Here is a 23,637-nt window from a genome sequence, read left to right as displayed (position 1 = left end):
CATGAAAAACACCTATAAATTCTCGTAAAGAGTATGAAGAAGTAATTGTATTTATGTAGAAAACTATAGAAATTGCTAGTGGCATAACTGTAAAAATTGAGGCTTACGTAGGTGTTTAATAAATGGTATGAGTAACGCATATTCCGAACTTGTGGCACGCATTAGCGGGGGAGAGGGATTGACCCGCGATGAAGCGCAGTCGCTTCTGAGCACTGAAGACGGTCAAGATTTTGCGCTTATTGAAGCAGCATCTGCACTTCGCCGCCAAGAATTTCGCAATGTAATAGCAATTCATACTGAAGATGAGGAATTAGCTGAAGCATTAGGTACACGTTCAATTTCTATTGATTCTTATGAAATTTTAGATATAAGCCAAGATATTGATTCTCATGAACTCGCTGACCGGATGGTGGCTTTAGGAGCTGGGAAATCTACCGGCATTACCGTAAAACTACCTCAGCAGGCGGTTCCGATGACGCTGATGCGCATCCTCTCCGTCTTGCGGCTTGCCGCCCCCGATAAGGTTATTCACCTTCCCGAAGGCTATGAAGAGTCGCTGCGTTCGCTGGCATCTCTGGCTATGCATATTGTGAGTGCTATTACCATTACCGATGATATTGAGCGTTGGCCGCTCGTGAATGAAACCCTCAAAGCACTGCGTCACGGCGGGATTGTGATCGCCGGTTCGGGCAGTCGTGATGCGCTCGCCGGGTACCTAGCGTATCTTTCGGAGCTCGGCGTTGATTTGATGGGTCACCGTGAGGCACGCGGCTCAGCCTGCGGTTCCGTTGATGGCGGCGGATGCTGCGGCGGACACGAAAGCGAGTCTGCCGCATCCTCGGGTGGCTGCGGCTGTGGCTCGGGTGGCTGTGGATCCGATTCCGTCTCGACAGAACAGCATGCGCATTCCGAAGGTGGATGCTGCGGTGGGCACGAGTCCGCTCAGCCAGTTGAGACTCCGAAACCTGCCGCTTCTGATGGGTGCGGATGCGGTTCCGGCGGCTGTGGGTCGGCATAGCATTCAGCTTCCCTCACAGAATATAATTGCCCCTTCACCAAGATCGCAGAGGTTGATTTTGGTGAAGGGGTTCCCTGTCTTTGCGGGGTAAAACGATATATTCCAAAATTGGAATAGTATTACCTTACGGTTATTCGTCTTGTAGGTGAACATTACCCGAACTCTCCTGCGAGAAGGGCTGTTACCTGTGACTCTCCGGTAAAGTTGAGTATGAGTGTATCTAAAAATACAAGGGGTTGATACGAGAGACAATGCTCTACTTATCCGTTATAGTTCTGATTCTACTTGCAACAGTCATTATGGTGAGCGTTGGCGATCGCCTTAATCTTCCCTGGCCCGTGATGATGACCATCCTGGGTGTTGGAGCGCTGCTGCTACCTCCCGATCGACCCCATATTGAAATCGACAGCGATATTATTCTGCCGATCTTCCTGCCACCGCTGCTGTGGGCTATCGGTGTAAAGTTCTCCTGGGGTACACTCCGGCGCCGCTGGAAGTCCGTTCTCCTTTATTCGGTGCTGCTCACCACGGCATCTGCGCTTGCCGTTGCCGGTGTTGCCCTGTGGTGGGTTCCCGGAATGACGGTCGCTGTCGCCCTGGCGCTCGGTGCCGCAGTTTCGCCTCCGGATCCCGTTGCTGTTGAGGCCGTTGCCGAACCTGTCGGTATTCCACGACGTTTGATTGGCACGCTCCAGACTGAGGGTAGTTTCAACGATGCTATATCGATTGTGCTCTTTCATGCTGCTATTCATTCGATGGAGGAGCACCACGCCATCGAACCACTCGAAGTTATGAGGGACTTCGCTTTAGGCTCGGTTCTAGCGGTTATTATCGGTTTTGCGTTTGGCTGGATCGGTGGTTATGTGCGTCTGCGCGCCCACGATGTGGTGACGAGAAATGCCGTAACTCTTGTGATTCCCTTCGCTGCCTACCTGGTGGCAGAAAATATTCATGCATCCGGCGTTATTGCCGTGGTGATTGCCGCAATTCAATTCACCAGCACTAAGTATTTGGTGGCCTTAGAAGCAGAGGATCGTCTAACGACCTCATCTTTCTGGCAGATTATTGAATTGCTTATGACCGGTATTGCTTTCGGGCTGATCGGTCTGCAGGCGAGCGAAATTATCTATAAAGCCAACTCAGAGCGTATTGCCGGTCTCTTCGTCGATGGTGCCGTTATTGCTGTGGTCGCAATGATAATTCGTCTTGTGTGGTTCTCGGTAATCTGGCTGATTGGTAAGGCTGCCCGCCCGGTGCATGAAGGCGCTCCTGAATCCTTCGCCGAGGTTATCGTGATGACCTGGTCGGGGATGCGCGGCCTAGTGACCCTGATTCTTGCGCTCTCTATTCCCATGATCGACGGTATGGAACAGGTGCGCGAAGACGCTATCGTGATGATGATTTCGGTTCTGTTCTTTACCCTCGTGGTGCCCGGACTGACCCTGCCGTTTGTGGTGAGGATCTTGAAGGTGCAGGTGAACCATGAGGAAGATACCGCCGTTCCCGAACTGCTCAAACTGGCTCAGAATGCGGCTTTGGAAGCCCTGCAGGAAGAAGCAAAGGCAACGGTTGATCCAGAGACCTACGCTCGCGTGAAGGATATGTACACCGCTATTACTCGCCGCGACGAGATTATCGAGAGCCTGCCTGAGGAATATAAGCCCCATATCGAAAAGCTCAAGGATAAGCGAAGCGACTATATTCGTCTGCGTGATGCGGCGCTGATGGCGGCACAGCGTGCAGTGATTTCAGCTCAGGATCGTTACGATTCCCACGATGTTTCCCGAGTAATTCGTAAGTTGGATATTCTGGTTCAGGCTGAGAATGTGCGCACGAATAATAACTTTATTCTGCCTTCGTTGCCTGCCGTAGCTCTTGAAAGGTATAACATGCTCCGCAGTCATCTGGGAACTTCGACTATTCCCATCGTGAAGGACGCCCCTTCTTCGCCATATGTTTCTAATGCCATATTTGATGAACAACGTTAAGCTATGATTTTCACACCGTGAACCTGGGAAAATTAAGGAAATTCACGGTATGAAATGCTTTGAGACCTCATATCATCTAAAATTGGATTAAGAGGAATTTTACGCCGTTCAAACGCATAATGTATACGAATATTTTATGCGTTTCTTTATAATTGAAAAGCTGTGAAAACCCATGAATTCTAAAAAACTTTCGCCCGCCTATCTCACCTCCCTACTTCTTATCGTGGTCGGTGCCTTGCTGATTAGCCTCTCACAGACATGGCTGCTGTGGCTCGGATGGATTCTAGTTCTTGCCGCGCTGGGATTGAATGTTCTTGCACACATGGTCACTATTTCCAAGGCTCAAGGAGAGCCTACGCCCGCTTTGGTGACAAGCTTAAGTGAGATGGAAAATAACCTTGTGGGCGCTATGCGCGATAAAAATACGGAGCGTCATGACAGTCCTGAGGGTGATGACGGGGCTTATGATGGTGAAGAAGAAAACTCCGCATCGGATGAAGCCGCGCAGTCTTCGACCCGCGAGTCTGATGCCGGTAAGCTTGGAGTTCTTCCCTCAAAACCCAACGGTTCACGAGGCTCTCACCCACGCTCAAACGTTCGCTAAAGGTCTGCTATGAACACAAAATTCCTTCTCTCACCCGCATATCTATGCTCGGCGGCACTGCTGATAGTAGGTGCTGTGCTCAGTGGAGGAAGGTTTATGCTGATCGGCTGGATTTTCTTTATCGTCGGTCTTTTTCTGAACGCTTTGGTATTAGTTGTCTTGGTTAACCGCGATCAACTGACTCATCTTGGCGCTCAGCTCAAACGTCCCGATGAATCAGAACTAAAGATCGGCGAACCGGTGGTGCAGCGTCTTGATGAAGAAGTTGCTGAACCGGCTGTGGATATGGATGCAGACCCTCTGCCGGAGGATCTTCCTGATGCTCCAGAGGTTGTGGAGAATGGGGCAAAAGATACTGCTTCTGTAAAAAGAACGTAAGACCTTCAGAAAATAAGCGTGGCGTATATTCGCCCTCACGGAAAACCTGATAGCAAGGGGAGATTCGATGCACTGTTGTGCTGAATCTCCCCTACATTTTCTTATATCAATGATGGAATATTGCCATGTCAAAAGGTATATATTCCAAAATAAGAATATAACGGTAGGCGGATTTTGATAGTCCGCCCACCCCTATATCTAACCACACGCGAGATAATCGTTACCCGTCGTGAGCATCCTGAAGAAGCTGCTCAAACGGGGTGACTGTAAGGCGATGCGGATCATCACTCGGACCGGCATCGATAACTGCGGCACCCTTGGCAATGCCAAAGAATGCACTGCTGAATTACGCAGCCCGCTGGGCTTGCTGAGCACGCGTACCGCCGAGAATGGGCGCTTCACCGCGTTCCTTACAGTCAATCAGCGAGGTGTGGGTGGGTGCCTCCGGCACGTGCGTGTGTTCCTTAGGCCAGAAGATGTTGTTGTGGAAGAAGCCGTCGCCGTAGTATGCCGCCTGCTCCGCAATTTTGGGAGTACGGATGCTGCCGTGTCATACGAACGGGGCAACACCGTTGAGCGGGCGCGGGGTTGAGGTAAATCCGTTGAGCGGCGTGCGGAAGCGCCCCGACCTGTTCACACGCTCTTCGCGCCAGAGCTTATGCAACAGAGCATAGTTCTCGATAGCGAGGTTTACGCCCTCGCGAATATCCTTGCCGAACCAGGTTCTTGTGAGGCAGTCGTGAGTATAAGACCTTCTAAAATGAGTTTGTAATCTCAAATATTACTGTTTTTGTTTCATATATGAAATAATCTCAGTATGGGATGGCTAGACGTAGAAGTTCTTGCGGGCGAACAGTATGGGCTCATAACCTCGGCACAGGTGGATGTGCGCGGGGTAAGCCGTGCGACTCTGCATCGTAAAGTGCGTCAAGGGTATGTACAGCAGGTGCGGGGAGGTGTGTACGTTTTGTCCTCTGCTCGCTGGGATATCCATCGCGATCTTCGCGCGGCGTGGCTTTCGCTGGACCCCAAAAAGAGTGCGGGGGAGAGACTGTGGGATTCTCCCCAATTTATTGTTGCTTCTGCCTCTGCGGCCGAAGTATATGGGGTAGGCGACTTCTATACACAGCAGTACGAGTTTTATTCACGGGAGCGTAAGCAGATCTCTTTCGAGGATATTCGTCTGTCGCGTCGCCAAGATATGTCTGCTGAAGCCACTATTGTTGAAGGTCTTCCCTTGGTTCCTCCAACCCGACTGATCTGTGATTTCTTGCGGGAAGGCCGCGACCTTGAGAAGGTTTCACTCGTTCTGCAGGAACTTATTCAGAAAGAGTATGAGGTTCACTGGTCTGATGTTGTGGATGCAGTGCACAAGTACTCTTACAGGGTTTACTCGGCGTCCGCACCTTGGATTATGGGTGAGCTTCTCAAAACCAGGATTGAAACACGTGTTTCTGCGCATCCGGCTTTGGATTCATACCTAGAATCTGGCGAAAAAATTATGCCGGTTGAGGGTCGTGGGCATATTGGTAATCCCGATATCATCTATCCCTCAGATCGAGTTGAAATATCCCGGAAAATTTATAAAAACACGACCATGAAAGAAGAATCTTGGCACGAACATACCTTCAGGCACGCACCTCAGTGAAAGATGGTAAAGGAAGATATTCTGATATTGCACCCGCTCGACGGGACGCGGAATTTAACCGTGCCATTGTATTAGCACGTATATTTGGGGCATCACCACACGGTTGGGTTCTCAAAGGGGGTAATGCGCTTTTATGGCGAGATACGAAAGCCCGTGCTACTAGGGATATTGACCTTTTCAGTACACAATCAACTATCCAGGATGCTCACAAAGCATTACAGGATATTCTTATCCGAAACCCCGCACATATACCGCCTGATGATGTTGTGATGAGGCTACGAGAAAAAGGTAATATCGTCATGCCGGGTGATAAAGCAGGGCGAAAACTTCAAGTTTCCATACTTTCGAAAGCATCAGGAGCTCCGGTATGCTCTCCGATTGATATTGACCTTGTTGTGGGAGATATAACGACAGCCCCTTATGAATCCTATCCAGGAAATGATTTAGCAGAAGTCTTTGATGTTCCTGAAATGCCTAATATTAGCCTATATCCACTGGTAGATCATATTGCAGATAAAGTAACTGCAACTATGCAGGTATATCCAGGGGTAGGACATTGCGGTTCTCGGAGCACACGTATTAAAGATCTTATTGATATTCCAGTACTTGCGCAGCAGTCTCTTGGGATACGTGCGGCAGATCTGTACAAAGCACTGGAAGCTAAAAGGCTAGAAAATAACCTTGACCCATATTGTCAGGGGTTAATTTTCCCTGAGAACTGGAATGATCAGGAATACAGGAAACTTATCGCAAAATCAGTAGATGAACCCCAAATGTTCCCAGAGTCGTATTCTCAAGCTCAAAATTTTGCCCAAAATTTCTTGGATCAGGTGATGAAGGGAGAACTTAAAGAAGAAGTCTGGAATGGGGAAGCATGGGTTTAGGTTAGGTACGTTGCTGCATTTATTACATATATGTAATAAATGCAGCAACGTACTCGGCAGGGGTGATCAAAACACCCCTGGGTGTACTACTCAGCAGGCAGAATCGCTGCAAAAGGCTCTTTCGTCCATATGAAAGAGCCTTTCTTTCGCGGAAAACGAGGGAGTGGGCAGCGGATTAAAGCCGGGATGAGGCGTAGTCGGCGTACTCCTGCACACGCTTGCGCGCATCCTTGGTCAGCGCCTTATTCTCCTTCAGGATGCGCCCGGCATTCTCCGCCATAAACTCTAAATACTGCTTATCGCGGGTTTTACGCCAAGCCGTGCGCGCCGCATCCAGCTGCGCAAAATCGCGGGAAATCTGCCGCTGCATGGTGTACCGCACCCACATGAGCACCAGCACCACTCCCAGCGGAATCAAGCACAACCAACTATTCCACAGGGCATAAATACCTATAGCCAACGCGGCGAGCGCCAGTTGAATCGGGGCAATAGAAACAATATCGCTGGAACGCTCGCGCTGGTTCTTCACCAAAGACTCACGGGCGGCCTGCCGAAAAGCATCGCCAAAACTCTCGGGATTGCGCTCTTTATTTGTTGAAGACATTCGCCATCTACCCCGCTTTAACAATCTATAGACGTTGTTTTCGCAAAAAGTTTCACGTGAAACGTAGAATCTACGCACCCAACGAAGAGTCAATAAACTCCCACGCATGATCCACCGAAACCTCGGTTCGCGCCTTCACATCATCCGGGGAATAGCTGAACGACGCCGCATGATCCGCCCACTCATGCATGGGTACATCGTTCCAGGAATCCCCAATCGTGTAGGTTTCATACTCGACCGGTTTCAGATACTCCACAAGCCACGCCAGCCCGGTCGCCTTCGTGCACCGCGGGGGCACAATATCCAGAAAATCCTGGTTCTTGTGACAATCCACTGAATCACCGAACTCCTTAAGAATCCAGCGGTAGGTGCGCTCGCGAGCATCGTCTTCAGGAATCCATAGGGGCACACCCACATAATCTTGGGTATCAATCTCGGACTCTGCCAGCGGCAGGAACTCGGGCAGAATATTAGTCGAAGACCCCACATTATCCGCCAGACGATAGTCATGGGTTAAAGTCGTTGCAAAAAGCGCGACTCCCGGCTCTTCTTTGAACCGCTCATAGCAGGCGCGCACCACCGACACCGGTAGAGTTTGCGCGTGGAGGATATTGTACTCGGCATCGGTCACAACCGCACCGGTGTACAGCACGTTGTAATCGAAGGTTACGCCGGTTTTATCGAGGGCAAGTTTCGTGGCGAAAATACTTTTCCCCGTCGCACACACCGCAAGATTCCCGGCCTGCTGCCAACGGTGAATAGCCTGTACATTCGCGGGATCAATGATCCGGTCAAAAAGCAGAGTTCCATCCAAGTCGAATGCCATCAGTTTTTTCATGGGATTCCTCAGATCTGTGTGGTGGCTAAAAATCACGGGATGCGCGCCCGATACCAGTCTACCGAAGCGCGCATCCCGCAGGGTTATCAAACGGTCACCCAGATCTAGGAGGGAAGTGACAGGAATCCGAGGTAGGAACCTGCAATACCCACGGCAAAGAGACCGAAAATAATCCAAATGGCGTTAACCCTCTTGCGCAGAAGCCACATGCACAGGAAACACAGGGCCAGTGCGGCGAGCCCGGGCAGCAGCTGATCCATCATCGACTGCACGGTGACCTCAACGTTCTTACCGTTTTGTTCGTATTCCGTGAGCTTGAGCGGAATGTTGATGGTCGTCCATCGGTATACGAGCGACCCCATCACGAACAGGCCCATCACCGAGGCGCCCTGCGTAATCTTCTGCAGGGTGTTGCCGCCCGCTTCGCCCACGATTTGGGTACCTTTTTCGTACCCATATTTGAAGCCGTACCAGCGGGTAGCCCACCGAATCGCGGTCATGCCAAAGAAGAAAATCAGCGGTCCCAGAATATTGCCCGCAATAGCGAAGGATGCACCTACCGCCGCCAGCACGATGCGCGCGGTACCCCAGTAAATCGGGTCACCCACGCCTGCGAGCGGTCCCATCAGACCAACCTTCACGTTGGTAATGGCGGCATCATCAATACCTTCTTTACCGGCTGCCTTTTCGCGCTCCATAGCGGCAGTCACACCCATAATGGAGGACGCGACCCAGGGTTGGGTGTTGAAGAACTCCAGGTGACGGGTGAGTGCTTCCGCCTGATCTTCCTTCTTGGTGTAGAAACGTTTAATCGCGGGGATCATCGACACCGCAAAACCAATGGCCTGCATACGCTCGAAGTTGAAGGAGCCGAGCAGGAAGGTGGAGCGGATGTAGGTATCAATCTTGTCGCGCCTGGTGAGGTCGGGAACCTCTGCGGTTACTTTTTCTTGAGTGTTCTCAGTCATGATTCGCTCCTACTCAAGCTCGTTATCGAGGTCGTCGGCTGGGCGTGCGGCTGCCGGTGCCGCCTCACTCTTATGGAAGATTGGATTCAGCTGGGTATACAGCAGTCCCAGGCACGCTCCGACAATACCGATCGCGACTAGGTTCAGCTGCGCGGGATCTGCCAGGGTTGCGGCGAGGTTGCCGATAGCATCATGGTTGCCGCCGCTGAGCGTGATTTCCTGGGACGCCGGAATAGCGGCTGCCGCGATGAATCCGAGGAAGAAGAACGGCATGAGGGCGCGGGACTTCATCATGTTAATGACCATGGCGAAACCGACCACCGTAATCATGCCGCCAGCGATACGCAGGCCGTTCGTCACCTCAGCAGGAATAGACTGCAGCCAGTTCTGCAGGGTTGCAGAGTTAATAAGGGCAACCACGGCGGTTGGGACAGCCACGCGCAAACCTTGCAAAACCATGCCGCTGATATGCATGAGCTCAATACCCCGGAAATTCGCCGTTTGGGCGAACCGGTCGGCTTGATGCTGGAAGAAGACGGTAATAGTTCGCACGAAAATGGTGAGTACCTGCCCGGCTGCTGCAATCGGAATAGCAACGGCGATGCCCTGCGCTTTATCAAGGTGACCGTGAATGACGACGACCGTTGCGATACATGATGCGAGTGCCGCATCGGGTGCCATCGCCGCGCCGACGTTCATCCACCCAAGGGCAATGAGTTCGAGCATACCGCCCAAGATAATGCCAGTGGTAGGGTCGCCGAGAGCGAAACCCATGAGGGTACATGCTACTAAGGGGCGGTGGAACTGGCGTTCGTCTACCACGGATGCGACACCCGCAATGAACGCCACCACAATGACGAGAATAAATGCGAGGGGACTCATGAGGCGAGACCTTTCTCTTTCAAAATTTTTGCCAGATCGACGGGGTTGTGGTTGGGAAGCTGCTGTACGTACAGCTTGACGCCGCGTTTGAGAAGTTCACGGTACGCGTCGAGGTCTTCTTCGCTCGCGTAGACAGCCTCAGAAAGCTGCGTCATACCGGTTTTGTAGGTTACTCCGCCAACATTGACCTCTGGAATTTCGACGCCTTCGTCTATTAGACGCACCACATCGACTGGGGATTCGAGTACAAACATGGTTTTCATGCCGGTGTACTTGGGGTTGTTGTATACGCGCCCCGCTTTAGCAATATCGAGCACATTGGTTTTGACTCCGGCGGGCGCCACCTGCAGCAGCAGGGTCTTGCGGAGGTTGTCGTGGGCGGCTGCATCCGATGCGGCAATAAAGGTTTGCGGTGCCACATAAGGAACCCAGGTGCCCGCGACCTGCCCGTGAATAAGGCGGGAGTCGATGCGCGTGAAAATAGCATCCATATGCCCGCCTTCAACCTGCTGTTCTGCGGGTATTTCCGGTGCCGCCGGTGTTTTGGCGGGTTTTGCCTCTTGAGAAGGCTTTTCTTCCTGTACCGGTTGGTTGGCTTCTTGGAAGGAGCGAATACCCTTCACGCCCGCCTTATGGGCTTTGGCGACCAGGCTCTTGAGGGTTGCATTTTTGCGACCGGCGCCGCTGATAACTTCGATGAGCATCGGCACGTTGACGCCTGCGACAACATCAATATTTTCGTGTTCTGCCGCGAATCGAGCGCCTGCATTGTAGGGGCTGCCGCCGAAGAGGTCGACGAGAATAAGGGTTTCTTCGGATCCTGTTTCCGCAACGATGCGCGTGTACTCTTCGATCAAATCTTCCGGACCCTGCCCGGGGAGAAATGTCACCGGATACACGTTATCGAGGTTTCCGAGGATCATGCTGGCGGTCTTTAAGAGCGCGGGTGCTGACTCCCCGTGTGCCGCCACGATGATAGTGACCATGATGGTCCTCTCGTTACTACAGAATGTGTGTTGTTTCCGTATTTAAGGGTCTAAGCCCTTTGAGAATATCACGGTCGGTAATGGTTTTAAATATGGAGAAAAATATATGAAAAAATGCTTCTACACGAGAACCGCTCGGCACATAAATATAGTATATGTGACCTAAACTATGTCGTTCTTAAGGACATGGTCTAGAGGGTGGAGAGCGTGAAAGGTTATCAGTCGGACAGGGGGTAAAGAGCTGTTATTTGCTGTATTTTGATACATTAATAGCGTATATTCTTATATTCCAATATAGGAATATATCGAGTTTTGGGAGAGCTTGTCAGGGGGTAAAGTGTATTCTGACTAAAAATGCTTGTGATCGTGAATAAAACATTAAAAATTCTGCATTATTTACGATCAAGAGAATTTTTATTGCACGGAGGTGATGATTTTAAATTCTAAGAACCCCACATCTCTTGGGCGAGGCGGTCAATATGAATCGTCAAATATGTGAGCTCATCCTGGCGTAACGGCTGATTGAGCTGCATCTCTAATAGGAGAAGAACCTTTTGTGCGCATGCGAAGGCTTGGGGCGCATCCGCCCGAAGCGCCGCCAAAACACCGGGCTGAGTAATATGCCGTCGTTGTTTATTGTTCTCTCGATCGGCACGTACGAAGAGATAGCGCAGATGGGTGATAAACCGCGCCGCCGACATGGAATTTGTGTCTATCGGCTTACCATACGTTGCTCCGATAACATCAAAAACCTGCGCAAAAACCTCAGTCATGCGGAAGGCTCGCGACATATCGGCCGTCGCAAACTGGGCATTGACGAGATGCAACGCCAAAGGAATCGCTTCCTGCGGATCTAGGGTGAGATGCAAGCGCTCATATACCAGATCAAGTGCCCGACGCCCGAATTCAACTTCACGCGGATACAGCAGCGTTACCTCTGGTGCGAGAGGATAATCAACCTGCAGTCCTTCGCGAGAGCGCGCAATAGCATAGTGCAGGTGGTCTGCGAAAGGAATGATGAAGGAGTTCGCGATTTTAATATCGGGGGTATTGCGAACCTTCGTTTCAAGTTCGGAGGCAATGGCAAGAATCTCCGGGGGGATCTCGGAGAGTGACCAGCTGAGCCGTTCGGCGGAAATATCGTGTTCGGGAATGAACGTCTGCTCGACCTTACTCGGATCGACCAGATCGCCCTTGCGTTTACCAAAGGCAAGTCCGCGCCCGATAACTACCGCCTCTTGCCCGTAGGAATCACGGGTGAGGGCGACATTATTGTTATAGATGCGGCTGATGCGCATGCATCCCTCCTTCCGTGTGGGCGGTATCGAAGCTTTCTCAAGATTTTACAGCCCCCTCGCGCTATTTACCGTGAGAAAGCGAATCTATGCGCTCTAAGCTTGCCACCTTTTACCAAAATACGATGCGGTCTTTCTAAAATATGAAGGATATATTCTGCATTTTATGGAGAGATACCGATAGAATGAATAAGTCGGTGCTATAAACACCGTGCAATAATCACTGTTGAAAGAGACTTCTATGCATAACCCTCATCGTTTAGCGATGCCGCTTTCCGCCGCTCTTGTTGCGGTGTTCGCCCTCAGCGCCTGCTCCTCCTCGGTGAGCACTGTGACACCTTCGTCTTCCGCCGCCAGCTCGTCGAGCGCGAGCGCTTCTGCCTCGGAAACTGCATCGCCCAGCGCCTCAGCTTCCAGCAGCACCAGCGCCTCGGCTTCGGCAAGTTCGAGCGCTACCTCAAAAGCCCTGACCGATGATAATAAGGCCGGTAAGCCGCGGCCAACCTCGACATACGGAGACCCCTACCCTGGAGCGACAGTGCATGAGGATGGTTCATGGGAGTATAAGAGCGAGAGCCATACCATGACCACCAAAGCCGACGGCACCTGGGAGTGGACTAATAGTAAAGGCGATAAAGCTAATCTGAATGCCGACGGCACCTGGGAAAGTTTTGACGCACAACGGAACGAGCGGGTTCATGTAAACCCGGATGGCAGCTGGATTCGAGTACGCGAGAGCGGCGATACGGATCTGACTAAAGGTGCTAAGGGCATGGAGGTTAAGGCCGATGGAACGTGGCGCAGCGTAGATTCGTACTCTACCCTCTACGGAACTGCCGACGGCAAGGTCTACCAAGAGAAACCAGGCCAAGAGAAGCGTGAAGTTGGGAAAGAGCTTACCCCTTCGACGGTTCCTGTAAACCCGATTGCTTATGCTGAAGGCGGCGTAGGCGGCAACAGCGTTGTTCCTCTCAAACCGCGTACCCCGCTTAAACCAGGGGAGAAGGCTCAGTAACCCCGAACTTCTCTCGGTAGTATGGTGGCGCATCAAGATTTTTACGGCTGGATGCGCCACCCTTTTTGTGTCTAAAACGCCCTTCTATCTGGAGCTTTGCTGGAAGAAATATGGGAACGTACTCTATATTCGCTGAGTGTTGGAAGAAAACGTGGGGTGTTAGCGGCATCGGGTCTGTCCAAGAACCGTAGACTGAAACTGAAGGTATTTTTAAACACCGCATCAAAGCACCGCATAGACTACATAGCCGTAAGGAAACTTCCGATGAAGAATGATAATCACACTCGCGTATTTGGTCCCCTATCTGCCGGATGTATTCTCATGCTGGCACTCAGTGCCTGCATGACTGTAGAACGAGCCAACCCGGGTAAATCTGAGGGATCTTCCCCTGTCTCCTCTACATCTTCCTCTGCATCACCCGAGTCTTCTTCCGCTTCCCCCACGACGAACCCAACAGAGGAGAAACAGAAGAATGAAGAACAGAGTCATGAGAAACAGATTGTGGGTCTTACTGACGATAATAAGGCTGGTAAACCCCGCCCGCGCGCTGAACAGAAGTCTCAGAGCTCGTTAGGAAAGAATGTAAAGCTCAAGGACGACGGTTCGTGGACTGTTGAAGAAGGCAGCGGCCAGGATAAATTATCAGTTGTAGTTAATGTCGATGGTACATTCCATGTGAAGCGTGGAACGGGGTCTGACATATATCACGAAATGACGATTAACGCAGATGGATCTTGGGAGAGGATTGAAAAAGTTTCTTCTTCACAGACAAAAACTCGCGTTAATGCTGATGGCACGTGGAGTGTCGAGCGTAAGAGCGATTCATCTTCCCCAGAAAATGTCGAGGCACATGCCGATGGTACGTGGAAGTCTAGCGGATACTCGAATAATAAGGTCATCACGGGAAACCCTGACGGTACAGCCGTGGAAAAGAATACAGAAACCGGGGAGGAAAAATCTATCACACATGGGGCGCAGAGTGGGGTTATAACTCCTAGGGAATACATGAATAGTATGTACGATATGGGGTTGTATATTCCTCAAAATGGTGTTATTCCCCTGAAACCGCGTACGGCTCTGCCCTTGGGAATGCCCGTTAAAGAGGCTGTTCCTGGAACCGATGAGTATAAGCATGCTACCGCTGAACTTGAGGGCATACTCCTGACGGATGAGAATAAAGCGGGCAAGCCCCGACCACGTTCAGAAAAAGACCCCTTCTTCGGTATGGCTAAGGTCAATCCGGATGGTTCGTGGAGCTGGGAATCGCGCGATGGTGACACGACAATACATGTTGCAGCAGACGGCACGTGGACGCAGAAAGATTCTGATAACTCCGGTAATTATGATAAAACTACTGTGTTGTATGCTGACGGCTCATGGGAAATCAAAAATAATACACGCAGCGACGGGGAAGATATTATTCACGTAAACCCTGACGGAAGTTGGCAGAGAAAAGAGCGGGATCGAACAGAAGAAGTAAAATCTGATGGCACCTGGCGTACTCAAAACGCCTATGAAACTGTATACAGTACCCCGGACGGCAAAGTATATCGGGAATCGTCATCACGTAAGAGCGAGGTATCTTCGGTAGATAAAGAACGGTATATTTACGTTCCTCCTCAACCAGATTTACTGATTGGTGGAGGTGATGGTCCCGGCGGGGGAGGGGTCATTCCGCTGACCCCGCGTCAGCCTCTGCAGCCCGGTCAGCAGGCTGTGTCTTAACGGAAATTGTTTGTGAAGAAGGTAGAGGGTGGCGCATCCAGATTGTATGGCTGGATGCGCCACCCTTTTGCACACATCATCAAGGACTCGGAGTTAAATAATATTTGCCTGAAGGTTAAATAATGATTCTGTGCCCTTCCAAAAATTCCCCGGAATATAAGGGTAAAGATGGGTATTGGGTTAAATAATGGTTTGCGGGCTGTTAAATTAATGCAGTCTTTGTAGGTAGTATAGAAGGTATGGAGCCTATTCGTATTCCCCACATCAGTTTTACCTCTGATCTAGCTTCGACCATTATTGAGCTTGAACGAATTCGAACCACTTTGCAGGGGCAGGATCAAACGGATCTGCCACTCTACAGCGACCTGCAAAAGCTTTTTCAAAATCTCTCTAATATTATGTCGGCGCGCATCGAAGGAAATCGCACCACGATGCTGGATGCGCTCCAAGGTGTGCGTGATGGGCAGAGCTTTGATGACGGTGTGCGTGAAATCCTCAATCTTGAAAAAGCCAGTGCTTATATTGACGACGTTGTGACTGAAGATTTTGTCTTGACGGAAATGTTTATTCGAGAACTTCATGCGCTCGCAGTCGATGGGCTTGATCGGGAAGGTGATGCTATCCCTGGAAGTTATCGAAGTTCTGGGGTGCGCATCGCAAAGTCTACGCACCAGCCGCCCGGACCGGAATCCGTATCCGCTGATATGCGCCAACTTGTTGAGTTTATGAACAAACCCATGAGCCCGCAGTATCACCTGCTGCAGGTTGCTATTAGTCATCACAGGTTCGTGTGGATTCATCCTTTCGGGAATGGAAATGGTCGTGTGTCACGGCTCATCACCTATGCGATGCTCGTTAAGCTTGGCTTTACCGCAACACATGGGTATCGAGCGTTGAACCCAACCGTTGTTTTTGGGTCGGATCGTCACGCCTACTATCGGCATTTGGAGACCGCCGATTCGTTGCGCGATGATGATCTTGAATCGTGGTGCTTATATGTTTTGCGGGGAATCGAATCCGATGTGAAGAACATTCTTGAATTATCGTCTACCGGTTTTGTGTTGAATGAGCTTTACGGTTCGGTACTCGAAAAGGCTTATCAGAATGCTGTTCTGACAAGTCGTGATGTTGCGGTGCTTCTTCGTATTGCTGAGATGGGCCGGGCTCATGCTAAAGATGTTGAAGACCTTGTGCCTGGGTCTGCAGCGGTTCGCAGTAAATACCTGAAGAAACTGGTTGATCGTGATTTGCTGTATCGACCTGAGGGGACTCGTCAATACAGTGTACGGGTGCAGGGAAACGATCTGACGATCTATGTGGTGAGGCAACTTGATGAACTCGGGATGCTTCCGCAGATTTTACGTGATGGTATGTAAGATCCTCCGGTAACAGAGTAAATACTGTGTGACCTTGGGTTAAATAATGATTCTGCACTCTTCCAAAAAAATCCCCAGAATATAAGGGTAAAAGCAGGTGTTGAGTTAAATAATGGTTTGCGGGTTGTTAAATAATGGGCGCTAGAAAGTGTTCGTAGAAGGGTACCTACGTTTGGTTCCTATGACCGGCAGAAGCGTGTCTTCGGTGGCGAAGACCTGAGGCGGGGTATATTTGATTCTGTAACTTCCCTCATAGTCACCGATAAGGACTTTTAATGCGTAGACTTTCTGTATTTTCTTTGGGCATTGCTCTGGTTTTTGCCCTGGGTGCGTGTTCATCAGGAACCGCATCTTCATCCAATAGTTCCTCGCCCCAAACCTCGCATGCTGTGGCATCATCCTCCGGCTCGAACACCTCGTCTGCTGGGCAGCAGATTGAAGTATCTGAACTTTTGGAGCACCCGGAAAAGGCACGGGGTCTTGATTTTATGCGGGACGTTAAGTTTCCAATCACCTGCCCGAGCCACGAATCCGGCAAAAACCCAGACCTTGAAGCACTCAAGAAAAAGGGCATCAGCGAAAAAGAGATAGCGCTGACTGACGATAACAAAGCAGGTAAGCCCCGCCCCAGATCCACCGAATCTGTGGACAGCAAAGATAAGAAATGGACCACTATCAACGAATCCGATGGGTCATGGATCTACGATAAGCGCGGCGATGAACATGGGGAAGTCAAAGCTGATGGAACCTGGACCATGAAAACAAAGAGCCACAGCGCAGAACTGCATGCTGACGGTTCCTGGCAGGAAATCACCGAAGCTAATTACGGGTATGGAACCCGACAAGAAACATACGTTAACGCGGACGGCACCTATCGGTATATTAAAGACCGGGAAGTAAAAGTCATGACCTGCTCTAACGGCTCATGGATTGAAATATTTCCCCAAGAGATACGGGTGGGAGACCGGGAGAAATACTCACCGAGATCACTGATCGAGGAGAGATTCGGGATGAAGATTTCTCGGATGCCCAAACAGCCACGCCATCCCGCGTTAACGGATATGGCTCTCCCGGCGGCGGTGGTGTTGTGCCGCTTCAGCCTCGTACAGTAGTACCAAGCGGTATTCGCCTCTAAATAATTCCTCATAATGTGGGTGACGTGGACTAATGCGCGTCACCCACTTTTTGTGGACATCCTTGTACTGGCGGGTTAGGAATACTGTGTGCAGGCTGTGTACGGGGCATGTATATTTTATGTTCTGCTCGAAAAGTAGCCACTAAACCTACACAGGCGTTTAAATACCGCTACCCTTAACACTATGAGCAGCAAAGCAACCGAAATCGCTAAAAACCTGCCGACCCTTGAACATCCGGACGGCAGCCCTATTCGTGCCCTAGTGGTCGATGATGAGGAGATGCTCAAAGAACTCGTCAGTATGGGCCTGAAGATGATCGGGTGGGAGGTGCAGTCGGCTGGTGATGGACCCGCAGCCTTAGCTATTGCCCGCGATTGGCGCCCCGATGTGCTGGTGCTTGATATTATGATGCCCGGTTTCGACGGTCTGGAACTGTTGGACCGCATCCGGAAGTTTTACCCCGAAGTGCCTTGCCTCTTCTTGACCGCGAAAGATTCGGTGGATAACCGCATCGAAGGGCTTGCCGCCGGTGCCGACGACTATGTGACCAAGCCGTTTTCGATGGAAGAGGTTATGATTCGCCTGCACCGACTGGTGCAGCGTTCGGGTGTTGCCGCTATTGACGATGCCGAACTCGTTGTGGGGGATTTGGTGCTCAACCAAGATACTCGCGAAGTTACACGTGGCGGTGAACCTATCGCTCTCACGGCAACCCAATTCGACCTGTTGCGTTATCTGATGGAGAATGCGAAGCGCGTGGTCTCTAAAAGCCAGATTTTGGATAATGTCTGGAATTACGATTTTGGCGGTCAGGCGAATATTGTGGAGCTTTATATTTCGTATCTGCGGAAGAAAATTGATGTGGGTCGTGAGCCTATGATCCATACGGTACGCGGTGCTGGCTATGTGATTCGACCGGCAGTTTAAGCCCCCTGATTGCGTAAAGCACCTAGTCAAGGTGCATATATTCTTATATTCCGATTTAGTAATATATCCTGGAAGGGGTGAAGTCTGTGACCATTGTGGAAGCTCCCAGTGTTCCCGAGACACAGCCCCCACAGGGTAGTCGAAAAAAACGGGATAAAACCGCCATACGCCCAATGCCGCATCTGCGCAGGCGGCTTATTCTTATTCTCGTTTCAGCTCTAGGAATCGCCTGTTTTATCACCAGTGTTTCAACCTATGCCACGCTACAGAACTCTCTGCGGGCGCAAATTGGCAGTACCCTCAAAGAAACTGCGAATCGCGCCGCCAACCCCAATAATTCTCCCAGCGGTCACGGTTTTGAATGCCTCGATAAATCTAATCCGAAAAACCCTCTGTATACGCCGGGTCAGGGTGCCGGAACCATTAATCTTTGCGTCGATCGTCAGGGCGAGTATAAATTTTCGGGGTATTTGAGCGCCGACGGCAGCATCAAGGAGCTCAGTGACAAAGACCGCGCGACTCTGAATGCTCTTCGAGGCACTGCAAATCAAGATAGTCAGCTTACCGAAGTGGACCTTGACGTTGGTAAATACATGGTGAAGGTTTCTTCACCGGGGCCTTCTTCGGACGCGCTTATCACCGGTGTGCCGCTGGGGGCAATGTATCAGACCCTTACCATGCTCTCTATCACAATGGGTATTGGGTCGGTTGCCGTGATGATCGGTACCGGGTTTTTGGGTTCGTTCGTAATTCGCAGAACGATGAAGCCCCTAGAGCGTGTCTCCGGTGTGGCGACTGAGGTGGCGCGCCTCAATCTGGAATCTGACACTATTGCTCCCGAAGTGCGTGTGACCCCCAAGGACGCGAATCCCCGCACCGAAGTGGGGTCTGTGGGGTATGCGCTCAATCAACTTCTTGATAACGTGAGTTCGGCTCTTGACGTGCGTGAACGTACCGAAAAGCAGATACGTGCCTTCATTGCGGATGCATCCCACGAGTTGCGCACCCCGCTGGCCGCCATTAAGGGCTACTCCGATATGCTGCGGTGGACGGAACCTCTCGCCGACGGCGGGCAGTCCTCGCTTGCACGCATCGATTCGCAGACTGAACGAATGTCGCGTCTCGTGGAAGATCTGCTGTTGCTGGCGCGCTTGGACGAAGGGCGTGAACCGAAATTTGAGAACATCGACCTAACCGAGCTGCTTGTCGAGAGCGTTTCGGATATGCAGGCGGCGGCACGCGACCATATCTGGCGCATGGATGTGCCGGATGAACCGGTTGAGATGATCGCGGACCGCTCGCAGATTCAGCAGGTTATTTTGAATCTACTCTCTAATGCGCGCAAACATACGGACGAGGGTACGACCGTTATTGCCGGGCTGCGGGTATCTGCGGATCGGCGTGAAGCGCTCATGACCATTGTGGATAACGGTCCCGGAATTGACCCAGAGTTTGCGCCTAAGATTTTTGACCGATTCGCGCGGGCAGACAAGGCGCGTTCGGGCTCTGACGGGACGACCGGCCTCGGGTTGGCGATCGTACAGGCGATCGTGCAGGCACACGGCGGGCTGATTTCTGTGCGAAGTCGCCCCGGACGAACCGAATTTTCGGTACGTCTTCCGCTTATGCGGCAGGGGGTTTCGGTCTCATAGACCGCTTGGCTCGGGGATTTCTGGCGAGCAGAGACTTTTTAAACAATATGCACTGAGTGCAGAAATATGGTTGAGCTCACACAAAAAATAGTTGCACTTGGTGCAATATTGCACTTAGTGTAATAACTGTGTGTATTGCTCAAAAGATTGTAGATAAACGCTCCGCGCGCAAAGCCGAGAACCGCATCGCCATTATGGATGCGGCAGAAAAACTTGTGCTCGCAGGCGGTCTTAAGGCGCTCACGGCGGATGCGCTTGCCAAAGAATCCGGTGTATCCAGGCGCACCATTTTCAATCATTTTTCCTCGGTTGAAGCCGCCGTCGTTGAACGCCTGAACGAGTATCTGCGCCGTATTTTTGAGGTTATCCCCGACTTTTGTACCCCCAGAGGAGCACATCCTGAGCGGGATATGCTCAACGGCGTGCGTGCCGCATTCACCACCGAACGCCTTGCCGAGCATGTAGAACCCCACGCTCGGCTGCTGTTCGCCCTTCACGACTACGCTCTCGATAATAAGTTCAATGAGTACAGCTCAACCTCCTATTTGAACTCCATTGAGATGGTCATTGACAAGCTATGGCAGGAGCGGCAGGACATACCGCGGATGCGCATCGCAATCTTCGGGAACCTTATTGCTTCCGCTATCTGCGAGGGAATCGCGACCTCCTTCTACGACGCCGAAGGCAACCCGCAGCCGCCCGAAAATGCCGAAAAAATGCGGGAAAACATAGAACACTGCCTTGACTATGTCGAAGAGCTAATCGACGGCAAATACACATAGGCGCGGTAAATACGCGCACCATACTCAACCGATACAGAGACATTTGAGGAGAACCATAGTGGCTAAGTGGCTATATTCCATAGGTGGCTTTGCCGCACGCAGGGCGTGGGCGGTTATTGCTATCTGGGTGCTTGTTATTGCCGGTGTTGCCGGTAGCTATAGCGCATTCCATGGGCAGCTAAAGACCACCTTCACGATGCCCGGAACCGAAACCCAGCGTCTTACTGACGAACTCTCTGCTCGGTACCCCGATGCTAACCGTGGTAACGGGCAGATCGTTGTAAAGACAGATAACGGGTCTGCAATCACCGAGGAACAGAAACAGGCCTTCATAACCACGCTGAACAGCCTCAAGGATGAGGACTCGGCTGTTGATGCCGTCAGCGATCCCTTCGCCACCGAACAGCAGATAGCCGACGGTAAAAAGCAGCTCGAAGAAAGCAAGCCTCAGCTAGATGCCGCCCCGCAGCGGATCGAGGATGGCAAGAAACAGCTCGAAGAAGCCGGTAAACAGCTTAAAGACGGTAAAGAGCAGCTGGATGCTGCACAAAAACAACTCGACGAAGCCCGCGAACAAGCCAAAGCGGCTGGCGCTCTAGAGTCTGTGCGTGAACAGCTCGGCTCCCAACAGGGGCAGTTGGACGGGCAACGTGCCAAGTTGGAAGAGTCTCAGAAAGAATATGACGCTAAGTCTGCTGAACTTGCCGACGCTGAGAAGAAACTCCCCGAACAGCAGTCGGAATACGCCCGCAAATCTGCGCTTTTGGAACTGACAAGCGATTACCGAACGGTCTCTGAAGATAACTCGACCGCAATCGCCGGGGTTTTCTTCAAGACAAAGAGTGCAGAAACCCCTCAGGCTGATAAAGAAAAGCTCATGGAACACTTCAAGAGTGCCGATCTGAAGGGTTTGAAGGTCTATTTTGACCAGAATATCGCCGAATCTCCTAATGTGGGTATGGGTATTGGCGAGGTTATCGGTATTGTGGTGGCACTCATCACGCTTATCGTTATGCTCGGTACTCTTATTGCCGCCGGGCTACCTATCATTATGGCGCTTGTGGGCGTGGTGATAGGTATTCTGGGAACCCTGTCGTTCTCATCCCTCATCGATATGAGCTCAACCACCTATATGCTAGGCATGATGCTTGGTCTTGCGGTGGGCATCGACTACTCACTGTTCATTCTCAACAGGCACCGGTCTAACCTGATGGACGGCATGCCGCTGCGAAAATCTATCGCGGTCGCTAACGGCACCAGCGGTAACGCGGTTCTCTTCGCCGGAACAACTGTGATTATCGCTTTGCTCGCTCTGAACGTGACAGGTATTCCCTTCCTGGGATACATGGGCGATGCGGCGGCACTGTGCGTCTTCGTGGCTGTGTTGATTTCGGTAACCCTGACCCCGGCTATGCTCTCGCTGATCGGCCGCAGGGTCATGTCGAAGAAAACGTGGGCATCTATCGATACTCCCGAGAAGATCGCCGCGCATCACGCCGAGCAGGAAAAACGTGAGGCTACCCCGCACGGTTGGCTGAAAATTGTGCTCGCCAAACCTGTGGTGACCATCCTGCTCTGCGTGGTGGCGTTGGGTGCTATTGCCATTCCGATGGGTCAGATGCGCATGGGTCTTCCCTCGGCAGAAAGCTCGCAGGTGGAAAGCACCGAGTACCAGGCCTACCAAATTGTTAAAGACAAGTTTGGTGAAGGCATGAGCGGTCCTGTGGTTGCAGTGGCACACACCCCTGCAGGCATGAGCGATGCGCAGGCCGAGCAGGCACAGCTCGATATCGCCCATGCGGTTGAGGCGAAAGACCCCGACAACGTAAAAACCGTAGTTCCCATCGGACAAACTGATGATCACACCCTGCAGATTTTCCAGGTTATCCCCAAACACGGGCCTAGCTCGGTTGAAACCGTGAACCTGGTTGAGAAGCTGCGGCAGGTTGATGTTAACGTGCAGGGTACCGATGTGCGCCTGGGCGTGACCGGTCTGACCGGCGGCAACATCGACGTCTCCAATACGCTGGCGCAGAAACTGCCGCTGTATTTGGCGGTCGTCATGGGTCTGTCGTTTATCGTGCTGATTCTGGTGTTCCGTTCAATTCTGGTGCCGCTGGTTGCTTCGGTCGGGTTCCTCTTCTCGATTTTGGCCAGCTTTGGTGCCGTGGTTGCGGTCTACCAGATGGGCTTCATGGGTACCATCTTCGGGGTGCACGATCCCGGGCCGATCCTGGCGTTCCTGCCCACCCTGATGATTGGTATTCTCTTCGGCCTGGCGATGGACTATCAGGTGTTCCTGGTCTCCGGCATGCGCGAGGCATATGTTCATGGTAAGGATGCGAAAACCGCCGTCGTCGCCGGGTACAACCATGCGGTGCGTGTGGTGGTTGCCGCGATGATTATCATGATCTCGGTGTTCGGCGGGTTCATCTTCGCCGAATCCGCAATGATTCGCCCCATCGGCTTCGGCCTGGCCTTCGGCGTGCTGGTTGATGCTTTCGTGGTTCGCATGACTATCACCCCCGCGGTTTTGACCCTGCTGGGCGATAAAGCATGGTGGATGCCGAAGTGGCTCGATAAGCTCGTTCCGAATATGGACGTGGAAGGCGCGACCCTTCTGGAAGAGCTGGACCACAAAGACTCGGATAAATCCGACGATGGTGATGAAGCGCCTAGCGAATCTGAGGCATCCGACGATTCCGAGAAGAAAGAAACCGAAGCACAGGAACCTGAAGCAGCACAGGAATCTGCGGCGAAAAAAGTGGCCGAGGTTGAGATTCCCTGGGCGAAGAAGAAAACTGAATAACCGCTAATATCGCATACCGCGCGAGCAGGTCGTATTGTGCCGAGCAGGTAGGAAAATCCTATCTTGTCGGAGCAAAAAAGACCTGCTCGCGCTTTTTAGGTGATAAGCGGTAGGCTACACAA

At 51.6% G+C, this 23,637-nt stretch carries 20 protein-coding genes and 1 pseudogene; 14 read left to right on the top strand and 7 right to left on the bottom strand.

Going from position 1 to position 23,637, the window contains the following annotated elements; all coding sequences use genetic code 11:
• The first annotated feature begins 127 nt into the window (after positions 1 to 127).
• The 4 genes from HMPREF3016_RS07350 to HMPREF3016_RS07335 all read left to right on the top strand — a co-directional run bounded on the left by HMPREF3016_RS07350 (position 128) and on the right by HMPREF3016_RS07335 (position 3,988).
• Positions 128 to 1,018 carry a biotin synthase gene (locus HMPREF3016_RS07350; protein ID WP_070741387.1) on the top strand — a complete coding sequence of 297 codons (891 nt, stop codon included), beginning with the start codon at positions 128 to 130 and terminating at the stop codon, positions 1,016 to 1,018.
• A 251-nt stretch (positions 1,019 to 1,269) separates the two neighbouring features.
• Positions 1,270 to 3,006 (top strand): cation:proton antiporter, encoded by a 1,737-nt coding sequence (locus HMPREF3016_RS07345; protein WP_048751393.1) that lies wholly within the window; start codon positions 1,270 to 1,272, stop codon positions 3,004 to 3,006.
• A 172-nt stretch (positions 3,007 to 3,178) separates the two neighbouring features.
• Complete coding sequence (locus HMPREF3016_RS07340; RefSeq protein WP_048751395.1) at positions 3,179 to 3,610, top strand: hypothetical protein; 432 nt, start codon at positions 3,179 to 3,181, stop codon at positions 3,608 to 3,610.
• Between the two features lie 9 nt (positions 3,611 to 3,619).
• Positions 3,620 to 3,988 carry a hypothetical protein gene (locus HMPREF3016_RS07335; protein ID WP_048751397.1) on the top strand — a complete coding sequence of 123 codons (369 nt, stop codon included), beginning with the start codon at positions 3,620 to 3,622 and terminating at the stop codon, positions 3,986 to 3,988.
• Positions 3,989 to 4,442: 454 nt separating this feature from the next.
• Here HMPREF3016_RS07335 and HMPREF3016_RS10825 read toward each other — a convergent pair.
• Positions 4,443 to 4,709, bottom strand: a pseudogene (locus HMPREF3016_RS10825) (LLM class flavin-dependent oxidoreductase); the annotation flags it as partial.
• Positions 4,710 to 4,805: 96 nt separating this feature from the next.
• Here HMPREF3016_RS10825 and HMPREF3016_RS07325 point away from each other — a divergent pair.
• Together HMPREF3016_RS07325 and HMPREF3016_RS07320 are read left to right on the top strand one after the other, a co-directional pair.
• Positions 4,806 to 5,636: a type IV toxin-antitoxin system AbiEi family antitoxin domain-containing protein gene (locus HMPREF3016_RS07325; RefSeq protein ID WP_070741381.1), complete on the top strand. Its 831-nt coding sequence runs from the start codon at positions 4,806 to 4,808 to the stop codon at positions 5,634 to 5,636.
• A complete protein-coding gene (locus HMPREF3016_RS07320) occupies positions 5,633 to 6,520 on the top strand; it encodes a nucleotidyl transferase AbiEii/AbiGii toxin family protein (protein WP_048755412.1) in 888 nt (295 codons plus the stop codon). The genes HMPREF3016_RS07325 and HMPREF3016_RS07320 overlap by 4 nt, the downstream gene beginning before the upstream one ends.
• A gap of 175 nt (positions 6,521 to 6,695) precedes the next feature.
• On the opposite strand, the gene HMPREF3016_RS07315 is transcribed toward HMPREF3016_RS07320, so the two are convergent.
• From HMPREF3016_RS07315 to HMPREF3016_RS07290, 6 genes are all read right to left on the bottom strand, one after another.
• Positions 6,696 to 7,124 (bottom strand): hypothetical protein, encoded by a 429-nt coding sequence (locus tag HMPREF3016_RS07315; protein ID WP_048751402.1) that lies wholly within the window; start codon positions 7,122 to 7,124, stop codon positions 6,696 to 6,698.
• A 70-nt stretch (positions 7,125 to 7,194) separates the two neighbouring features.
• Positions 7,195 to 7,962 (bottom strand): HAD family hydrolase, encoded by a 768-nt coding sequence (locus HMPREF3016_RS07310; RefSeq protein WP_070741378.1) that lies wholly within the window; start codon positions 7,960 to 7,962, stop codon positions 7,195 to 7,197.
• Positions 7,963 to 8,066: 104 nt separating this feature from the next.
• A complete protein-coding gene (locus HMPREF3016_RS07305; RefSeq protein ID WP_004005902.1) occupies positions 8,067 to 8,930 on the bottom strand; it encodes a PTS system mannose/fructose/sorbose family transporter subunit IID in 864 nt (287 codons plus the stop codon).
• Positions 8,931 to 8,939: 9 nt separating this feature from the next.
• Positions 8,940 to 9,812, bottom strand: a complete 873-nt coding sequence (locus HMPREF3016_RS07300; protein ID WP_070741375.1) for a PTS mannose/fructose/sorbose transporter subunit IIC — start codon at positions 9,810 to 9,812, stop codon at positions 8,940 to 8,942.
• Positions 9,809 to 10,798, bottom strand: a complete 990-nt coding sequence (locus HMPREF3016_RS07295; RefSeq protein WP_070741372.1) for a mannose/fructose/sorbose PTS transporter subunit IIA — start codon at positions 10,796 to 10,798, stop codon at positions 9,809 to 9,811. The genes HMPREF3016_RS07300 and HMPREF3016_RS07295 overlap by 4 nt, the downstream gene beginning before the upstream one ends.
• Positions 10,799 to 11,241: 443 nt before the next feature.
• A complete protein-coding gene (locus HMPREF3016_RS07290; protein WP_070741369.1) occupies positions 11,242 to 12,096 on the bottom strand; it encodes a PRD domain-containing protein in 855 nt (284 codons plus the stop codon).
• Between the two features lie 238 nt (positions 12,097 to 12,334).
• Between HMPREF3016_RS07290 and HMPREF3016_RS07285 the strand changes: the two genes are divergently transcribed.
• From HMPREF3016_RS07285 to HMPREF3016_RS07250, 8 genes are all read left to right on the top strand, one after another.
• Complete coding sequence (locus tag HMPREF3016_RS07285; protein WP_070534571.1) at positions 12,335 to 13,108, top strand: hypothetical protein; 774 nt, start codon at positions 12,335 to 12,337, stop codon at positions 13,106 to 13,108.
• A 264-nt stretch (positions 13,109 to 13,372) separates the two neighbouring features.
• On the top strand, positions 13,373 to 14,833 hold the full coding sequence (locus HMPREF3016_RS07280) for a hypothetical protein (RefSeq protein WP_070741366.1): 1,461 nt from the start codon (positions 13,373 to 13,375) through the stop codon (positions 14,831 to 14,833).
• 239 nt (positions 14,834 to 15,072) lie between these two features.
• Positions 15,073 to 16,209, top strand: a complete 1,137-nt coding sequence (locus HMPREF3016_RS07275) for a Fic family protein (protein ID WP_070741364.1) — start codon at positions 15,073 to 15,075, stop codon at positions 16,207 to 16,209.
• 275 nt (positions 16,210 to 16,484) lie between these two features.
• On the top strand, positions 16,485 to 17,321 hold the full coding sequence (locus HMPREF3016_RS07270) for a hypothetical protein (RefSeq protein WP_246828512.1): 837 nt from the start codon (positions 16,485 to 16,487) through the stop codon (positions 17,319 to 17,321).
• A gap of 207 nt (positions 17,322 to 17,528) precedes the next feature.
• On the top strand, positions 17,529 to 18,272 hold the full coding sequence (locus tag HMPREF3016_RS07265) for a response regulator transcription factor (protein ID WP_004005894.1): 744 nt from the start codon (positions 17,529 to 17,531) through the stop codon (positions 18,270 to 18,272).
• 86 nt (positions 18,273 to 18,358) lie between these two features.
• Positions 18,359 to 19,924: a sensor histidine kinase gene (locus HMPREF3016_RS07260; protein ID WP_070618096.1), complete on the top strand. Its 1,566-nt coding sequence runs from the start codon at positions 18,359 to 18,361 to the stop codon at positions 19,922 to 19,924.
• 128 nt (positions 19,925 to 20,052) lie between these two features.
• The gene (locus HMPREF3016_RS07255) at positions 20,053 to 20,706 is read left to right on the top strand and encodes a TetR/AcrR family transcriptional regulator (protein WP_070661624.1); all 654 of its coding nucleotides are present in this window, start codon (positions 20,053 to 20,055) and stop codon (positions 20,704 to 20,706) included.
• A gap of 58 nt (positions 20,707 to 20,764) precedes the next feature.
• On the top strand, positions 20,765 to 23,515 hold the full coding sequence (locus HMPREF3016_RS07250; RefSeq protein ID WP_246828511.1) for an MMPL family transporter: 2,751 nt from the start codon (positions 20,765 to 20,767) through the stop codon (positions 23,513 to 23,515).
• The last annotated feature ends 122 nt before the right edge of the window (positions 23,516 to 23,637 follow it).

Origin of the sequence: Rothia sp. HMSC065D02, from assembly GCF_001815285.1 — a bacterium.
GTDB lineage: Bacteria > Actinomycetota > Actinomycetes > Actinomycetales > Micrococcaceae > Rothia > Rothia dentocariosa.
Note: the sequence above shows the minus strand (reverse complement) of the source record. Positions and strands in the feature narration are given on the sequence as shown.